The organism is Vibrio sp. 10N.222.48.A3, from assembly GCF_041475345.1.
Classification (GTDB): Bacteria; Pseudomonadota; Gammaproteobacteria; order Enterobacterales; family Vibrionaceae; genus Vibrio; species Vibrio tasmaniensis_A.
This window is the reverse complement of record NZ_JBFRVX010001696.1, coordinates 1-372: the sequence shown is the minus strand read 5'-3', so window position 1 is coordinate 372 and position 372 is coordinate 1. Positions and strand designations below refer to the sequence as shown.

Annotated in this window: 1 protein-coding gene; it reads right to left on the bottom strand. The window is 39.2% G+C overall.

Annotated features, from left to right (window positions below):
• Positions 1–336 (bottom strand): prepilin-type N-terminal cleavage/methylation domain-containing protein (locus AB4653_RS28460; protein ID WP_372105991.1); only part of this gene is annotated, 336 nt, incomplete at its 3' end.
• Positions 337–372 lie beyond the last annotated feature (36 nt).

Here is a 372-nt window from a genome sequence, read left to right as displayed (position 1 = left end):
TGTTAAGGTTGCTGCACTTATTGAGCTAGTTGCTCCAAAAGTGAATAACAGTGTGTCGTCAGCTGAAACTGTTATTTTACCAAGTGAATTTGCATCTGTAGCTGTTCCTAGATCGCCCAAAGCGGTAGCTTGAACGATCACGCCCTTTTCTTGATGGATTAATTCTGCTGGTGTAATTAGTGCTCTCATTGTGGCTAAACCAGAGGATAGTTCACTTTTAGATACATAATCTTTATAAGCCGGAATTGCAATTGCAGACAGCACACCAATGATCGCAACCACAATCATCAATTCAATCAGCGTAAAGCCTTTCTGGTTTTTTCTTTTGTTTTTCATAGTTCTATTCCATTCGTTAGTTTGTTTCAGTGCAAG